The 7,142-nt window shown below is 53.7% G+C and carries 4 protein-coding genes; 1 reads left to right on the top strand and 3 read right to left on the bottom strand.

Translation table 11 applies throughout. The annotated features are described in order from the left end of the window. From Q0294_RS06995 to Q0294_RS06985, 3 genes are all read right to left on the bottom strand, one after another. Window positions 1-1,319: sulfatase-like hydrolase/transferase (locus Q0294_RS06995; protein ID WP_299462442.1), on the bottom strand; the 1,319-nt coding region annotated here is incomplete at its 3' end. Window positions 1,320-1,415: 96 nt separating this feature from the next. Further along, the gene (locus Q0294_RS06990) at window positions 1,416-2,774 is read right to left on the bottom strand and encodes a DUF1501 domain-containing protein (protein ID WP_299462439.1); all 1,359 of its coding nucleotides are present in this window, start codon (window positions 2,772-2,774) and stop codon (window positions 1,416-1,418) included. Window positions 2,775-2,817: 43 nt separating this feature from the next. Then, window positions 2,818-5,211 carry a PSD1 and planctomycete cytochrome C domain-containing protein gene (locus tag Q0294_RS06985; protein WP_299462435.1) on the bottom strand — a complete coding sequence of 798 codons (2,394 nt, stop codon included), beginning with the start codon at window positions 5,209-5,211 and terminating at the stop codon, window positions 2,818-2,820. A gap of 266 nt (window positions 5,212-5,477) precedes the next feature. Here Q0294_RS06985 and Q0294_RS06980 point away from each other — a divergent pair, with 266 nt between their 5' ends. Continuing rightward, window positions 5,478-7,004 carry an FAD-dependent oxidoreductase gene (locus Q0294_RS06980; RefSeq protein WP_299462433.1) on the top strand — a complete coding sequence of 509 codons (1,527 nt, stop codon included), beginning with the start codon at window positions 5,478-5,480 and terminating at the stop codon, window positions 7,002-7,004. Window positions 7,005-7,142: the final 138 nt, after the last annotated feature.

The following is a 7,142-nucleotide window of genomic DNA, read 5'->3' as shown; positions in this document are numbered from 1 at the left end:
AGTTCTGCCAGCTTCTCTGCTTTATGCTGCAGCTTCTGCTTCTCGTAGGGATCGGTTTTGAGATCGAACAGAAATTCTTCGCCCTCTTCGTTCTGGATATATTTCCAGTCCCCTTGTCGCAACGCGGTCCAGCGGCCCCGTTTTAATTCCTGGTGTGGCCCCAGCTGCCAGAACAGTTCTCTCGTCCCGACAGGCGTTTGTCTGGTAAGCAGGCTGGAAATATCCTGTCCATCCAGCGTCAGCCCCCCGGTTTCTGCATTGGCAAACTGGCAGATCGTCGGAAACAGATCAAGAGCCCAGGTGACTTCATTCGTTTCCGTAGCCGCTTTAATTTTTCCTGGCCAGCGCATGATACAGGGGACACGAATTCCGCCCTCAAACAGAGTGGCTTTGGCGCCGCGATAGGGATGATTACTGCCGCCGTACACGTAGGTGCCGCCGTGGTCCGTCATGAAAATCACCAGCGTGTTTTCATCTAATCCGTTATTTCTCAAAGTCGACATGACGCGTCCAATGCCATCATCCAGCGCGACGGTCATGGCAGCGAACTCACGGCGGACTTTGTCTTTGATGTATCCTACCCGCTTCAAATCAGAGCCTCGCGCCTGCATGATATTCACCGGGCTCTGTTCGCCGGGCGACCAGCCTTTGCCGAAATGCGGGGCGTTGTAGGACAGGAACAGGAAGAACGGTTTAGTGGCTGTCCGTTGCGCTTTCAAAAAATGTTCTGCTTCTTCCGTAATTAAATCGGTCGCATAACCATTTTCGGAAACATGGAGCTGGTTGTGATACCAGTCGGGAATGTTTCCATATGTCATCGTGAAATAATCGATACAGCCGCCTGTATGTCCCCGAAACTGATCAAAACCGTGGGAGGTTGGCAGGAATGATTTCGCGCCGTGCCCCAGATGCCATTTGCCGATCAGAGCGGTTAGATATCCGTTCCGGTTGAGAACTTCGGCGATGGTGGTTTCGCCTGGTTGAATCCCGCGAGATTGATCCACCTCACTCATAAACATCAAAGCACCCAGCAATTGATCATGCGAGCGACTCGGATTGCGGCCTGTCAAGATCCCAAAACGGGAGGGAGTGCAGATTGCAGAAGCCGAATAATATTGACGAAACAGCAGCCCCTCTTTCGCCAGTTGGTCAATGTGCGGCGTCGGGATTTCACTACCATAACAGCCGACATCGTTAATGCCCTGATCATCGGTAAAAATAATCAGAAAGTTCGGCCGTTCCACTGCAGAGAAAGAAGAGACAGGAGCAGCAAGACAAAGAAAGAAAATTAGAAACCAGTGCCTGGAATGATGCAACATAATATTCTTGCCAACGTGAGTTGAGTTTAGCAGTGGAAACCTGGATCAGCTTGATCCCTGAACGAACAACTCACCATTGTGCACGAAAAGCCAATGTCAGGCAATGATGTCGTGCACGACCTTGCCACCTTCGGTGCCGGTCAGGCGGAATTCCCGATTGCCCTGATGAAACGTCAGTTTGTCATGTTGCAGGCCTAGCTGATGCAGAATGGTGGCGTGCAGATCGCGGAAATGAACTTTCCCTTCGACAGCGCGGGCGCCGGTTTCGTCGGTTTTGCCGTAAGCGAGTCCGCGTTTGATGCCACCTCCTGCCATCCAGAAAGTGAAGCCGCGGGCGTTATGCCCGGTGCCGTCTTTTTTGTCTTCCGGAACGAGTCCGGGACGACCGAATTCGCCTCCCCAGACCACCAGTGTTTCTTCCAATAAGCCACGCTGTTCCAGATCATCCAGCAATGCGGCGATGGGAGCGTCGGTCGATTCACAGTTCGCGGTTAAATCTGCCCGGTGATTACTGTGCTGATCCCAGCTGCCATGATTGACTTCGATGAACCGCACCCCGGCTTCTGCAAAGCGGCGGGCTAACAGGCACTGGCGTCCGAAGTCGGAATTCTTGCAGGTGCCGACCACTTTACCCTGACCGACGCGATATCGTTCGAGGGTCGACTTTGTTTCCTGGTTGATGTCGAGTAGTTCGGGGGCTGCCATCTGCATGCGGAAACCCAGTTCCATCGATTGAATGACAGCATCCAGACGGGCATCATCAGGGCGGCGGGTCGCGTGCTCGCGGTTCATCGCCTGCACGAAATCGAGTTGTCGTCGTTTCACCGCAACGGGCAAGTGATCCCCTTTGATATTGTTGATCGTTGCGGTTGACATATTCGTGGAGTTGAGGCCAATCGGTGTCCCTTCGTAAACAGGTGGGAGCAGGGCGCTGGAATAGACGGATGGCTTTGAGGGGTAGATGCTAATGAACCCGGGGATATTCTGGTTTTCCGTACCTAAACCATAAACGACCCAGGAACCCAGACTGGGCCGGGGACGCAGACGGTCGCCGGTATGCAACTGTAGAAATGATTGCGCGTGATTCGTAATGTCCGCGTGCATGCCATTCAATACGCACAGTTTATCGACGTGTTTCGCGGTTTCCGGAAGCAGTTCGGAGACCCAGAGGCCGCTTTCACCATGCTGTGCAAATTTAAAGACCGAGCCGGCATGTTTCTTCTTGCCTGTCTGCGGTTTGTAGTCAAACGTATCGAGTTGCGCGGGGCCGCCACTCATGCAGAGAAAGATGACTCGTTTGGCCCGCGCCGGCAGTTGGGGAGAGCGAGCGGACAGATTCGCAATCGCAGAGGAACCGGCGGCGAATGAATTCTTGCCGCACAATGCGGACATGGCCAGATAGCCAAAGCCACAAGAGGCTGATGCCAACATTTCCCGTCGCGACATTCCGAGCATGAGCGTGTTCCTTGGGGAGTTTCTTTATTTCTAATTCCGGTCGTTAATCAACATAACGAAATTCATTGGTGTTCAATAGCGCCTGGCAGAGTGTGGCCCAGACTGTGGTCTGACGAATTTCATCCTGCGATATTTCTGTTTTCAGTGCGGTGTCGACATCCTGAATCAGCGCCAGAGCACGCTCCAGTTCCGACGACTCGGGTGCACGATTTAAAGCGCGTCGATAAACCAGAAGCACGCGTCCCGTGTCATCCCGTTTCGGATTCGATAAAATGTCTTTCGCAAATGACTGTGATTGTTCAATCAGGAACGTATTGTTGATGAGAAACAGACTCTGTGTCGGCAGCGTGGTTTCATTCCGTTTGCCAACCGGTTTGGTGGAATCGGGCAGGTCAAAGGCTGACAGTTCCGGCGGTTCAGAATGACGTAACAGGCACAGGTAAATACTGCGATGCTGATCGGGCAGATGCAGGTTGCCTGCTTTGTTGACCAGCTCATCCACATTCGCGATGGGAGATCCCAGGCCGGGTTCTCGATTGAGCTGTCCACTGGCAGCAAGGATGCTGTCTCTTAACGATTCGGCATCCAGCCGCCGCCGATTGTGTCGACAGAGGAGCCTGTTTTCCGGATCTGCTTCCAGAATCTGTTCATCACAGAAGCTGCTGAGCTGATACGTACGACTGAGGACGATGCTGCGAATCAGTTGTTTGATCGACCAGCCTTCTGTACGGAAGCGGGTGGCCAGATGATCGAGCAGTTGAGGATGCGTCGGTGGTTCGCCGTAGACGCCAAAATCATCAGGGGTGCGGACCAGCGCCTGACCGAACAGATGCAGCCAGATGCGGTTGACCATCACCCGTGCGGTTTGCGGGTGCTCTGCAGAAGTCAGCCACTTCGCCAGTTGCAGACGGCCACTTTGTTTGGCGTCGATCTTAGGTGCCTGCGAGATGTTACAGGCCGACAGAAATCCGCGAGGCACATTGGGCCCCAGTTGTTTCGATTCGCCTTTGATATTAATTTTGCAGTCGACCGGTTTTTTCTTTTCGCGGACCCCCATCGCCAAAGGCGTACCGGGAGGATAGACGTTTTGCGGCTTCTTTTTTCTGGACAGCGTATGCTTATCAACCTTCGGCTGCGCGCCGCTGTCCGGCGACGGAACGTAGTGGTGCTTCGATTTCAGAACATGCAGAGGGGTTTCCGGCGCTGTCAAAGGCTGATTGGCAGCAAAACCCCACATGGTTTCGGTACTCAGGAAGATTCCGGCCATTGCATAATAATCTGCAGTGGGAATCGGATCGTGTTTATGATCGTGACAACGGGCACAGGCAACGCTCAGCCCCATCACAGCGGTGCTGACGACGTTGATCTGATCATCAACGATGTCCATATCGAAGTTGACGTTCATCGCTTTGGCGGGTTTCGAACCGATGGCCAGAAATCCGGTCGCGATCAGCGTGCGGTCCCGTTCTTCGGGAGAAGCGGCGGGTAATAAATCGCCGGCGATCTGTTCGGTCAGAAAACGATCGTAGGGAACATCGGCGTTCAACGCCTGGATGACATAATCACGGTACCGCCACGCCTGAGGAAATGTCGGATTACGTCCCAGACCATCATTGCCGTTTGATTCACCATAACGGGCGACATCCAGCCAGTGACGACCCCAGCGTTCACCGAAATGAAGCGACGCCAGCAATTCATCGACCAGAGAGGCGACCGCTTTTTGCTGTCGTCGTTGATAGTCGGCCAGAAACGATTCGACCTGTTCCGCAGTAGGAGGAAGGCCGATCAGATCATAATACAGACGTCGCACCAGTCTGACTGGCGAAGCATCTTGAGTGGGGGCTAAATCAGCCGCTTCAATCCGTGAAAGAACAAATTGATCGAGGGGATCATAACTCCAGCTTTGATTTTGGACGGCAGGGATTTCCGGATTGGAGACCGGTTGAAACGACCAGAGTTCCGGTTTTGATTCCGCTGATTCTTCCGTCGGTTTTTTGGCGATCAGGGGTTGATCGACACGGGGGTCGGGCACCCCCATTTTCACCCACGTCACAAAATCATTGATGACGGCTTCAGGCAGTGGTTCAGTAGGCGGCATTTCCAGACCGTCATAACGCAAGGCCTGAATCAGCAGACTTTCATTCGGCCGCCCTTCCACAAACGCGGGACCTGATTCTCCCCCTTCGCGCATGCCGTCACGGGTATCCATCCGCAGTTTGCCGCCGATTTCTTCTGCTTGTGAAGAATGGCAGGAATAACATTTCTTGACGAGCACGGGGCGGATTTTCGCCTCGAAAAATGCCCGTTGCTTTGGGTCCATCTTCGCGGAAGCAGTTGTGCCAGACGGTTTTTTCGCACTCCAGGCCGGTTCCACTGTGTAGAACGAGACCGCAAGAAACCAGCAGGCGACAAAAACCAGAGTGATACATTTACGCATGGCCGACAAATTCTATTGCAGGAAGGAGAATTCGTACGCGTTAAGGCAAGGATTAGTGAACAAGAATAGATCGTACTTGGTTGATGCGTTTAAGTCAACAATCTTTAGAATCTTTCGGCTGGTAGAGAGTCACTCACCAGCTTTTTCGCGTGTGAAGTCTGTATAGTACTAACCGCTATAGTTTGCCCGATTGATGTGACGTGCGGTTTTGATACGATTGTCGCTTGAATCTGAACTGCAAAGAGTTTCAACAGAGAGTGAGCCCCGTGTTATCCGAGTATGATGTGATTATTATTGGTGGGGGCGGTAGTGGACTGGCGGCTGCCGTACGGGCGCTGGAGAACGGAGCCCGAGTGCTCGTTCTGGAAAAGCAGCCTCAACTGGGGGGCACCACCGGTATGGCCATCGGTTCCTTCACAGCGAACGGAACCAGCCTGCAGCGCGCAGCCGGGGTCATTGACAGTGCCGACGCTCATGAAGAAGACGCCGGCAAATTCGCGGCTCCGGAGATTGAATCACACAGCAACAACGAACTCCGCCGTTTTTTTCTGGGACAGACCGCAGAGACACTGGAATGGTTGCGCGGCATGGGGCTCTACTTTCATGGACCCAATCCGGAACCGCCGAACCGCGTGCCCCGCATGCACAATATTGTGCCGAACGCGAAAGCGTATATCGCCGCGTTTCAAACTCAGATTCTGAAACGAAACGGAACCATCGTCTGTGATGCTCCTGTCGTGGAACTGGTGTCTGACGGGCAACAGGTCACAGGCGTAGTTGCATTGATTCAGGGCGAACGAAAAACGATCACAGCAAAACGGGGTGTTGTGCTGGCGGCGGGGGACTACGCGAACGCGCCGGAAATCATCGGGCGTTTTAAAGGGGATCAATTCAAGTCGATCGAAGGTGTGAACCCGAAAGCGTGTGGCGACGGACATCTGCTGGCAGAAAACGTCGGCGCGCAGCTCTTGAATATGGAGATCACCTATGGCCCGGAACTGCGGTTTGTGCCCCCTCCCGGTGATCCCTTTGAACAACTTCTGCCCACGAGCGGATTTCTGGCACAAGTGATGGGGCGGCTCGTGCCTTTACTGCCACAGGCTCTGATCAACTGGCGGATTAAACGTTTACTTTTAACCTGGCAGCATCCTGAAAACTCGCTGTTTGACAACGGGGCGATTCTGGTGAATGTGGAAGGCCGCCGGTTCTGTAATGAAAAAGATTCCCCGCAACGCGAAATCGCGATCTCAGAACAGCCGGGGAAAGCCGCTTACATTTTGCTGGATGAACGGATCGCCGCCTACTACAGCGCGTGGCCCCATTTTATTTCGACCGCACCGAAGATTGCTTACGCTTACGTAAATGACTACCTCAAATTGCGACCCGACGTGAGTGTGGCGGGGAAGACACTGGAAGCCGTCGCGCAACACCGCAATCTGGATACGACTAACCTGCATGAATCAGTGGCTCAATTCAACGAGTATGTTGCGGGTCAACAGCCAGACCCGTTCGGTCGTGTGGATGATACGCACCGGTTAAAGGGAAACCGCTGGGTTTTACTGGGACCGGCGAAAGCGTATTTTACAACGACCGAAGGAGGTGTTGCCATCAATCAGAGTCTGCAGGCTCTCGATGAAAACGGAACGCCGATTGCCGGCCTGTATGCGATCGGCTGTAACGGCATGGGTGGCCAGGTCCTGTGGGGCCATGGCCTGCATATCGCCTGGGCGATCACCAGCGGCCGACTGGTGGGGGAAACTCTGGGACAGGCCTCGCTCAACGCTGAGCTTTGATTGACATCACTCCAATATGATCGCCAAACGGCTTCCTCATCACCTTGGCTTCTGCAGCCATCAAGTAATCACCCAAAGATGAATGGCCCTCCTTTCCGGCTTCCATTGCACAGGAAAATTGGCCCCTCTGTAATTCCA

The organism is uncultured Gimesia sp. (genome assembly GCF_937919775.1).
Taxonomy (GTDB): Bacteria; Planctomycetota; Planctomycetia; order Planctomycetales; family Planctomycetaceae; genus Gimesia.
Note: the sequence above shows the minus strand (reverse complement) of the source record. Positions and strands in the feature narration are given on the sequence as shown.

Bases quoted from the DNA above. Each gene is read 5' to 3' on its own strand.
- Q0294_RS06990 (WP_299462439.1), bottom strand. From the start codon at position 2,774: ATGCTCGGAATGTCGCGACGGGAAATGTTGGCATCAGCCTCTTGTGGC.
- Q0294_RS06985 (WP_299462435.1), bottom strand. From the start codon at position 5,211: ATGCGTAAATGTATCACTCTGGTTTTTGTCGCCTGCTGGTTTCTTGCG.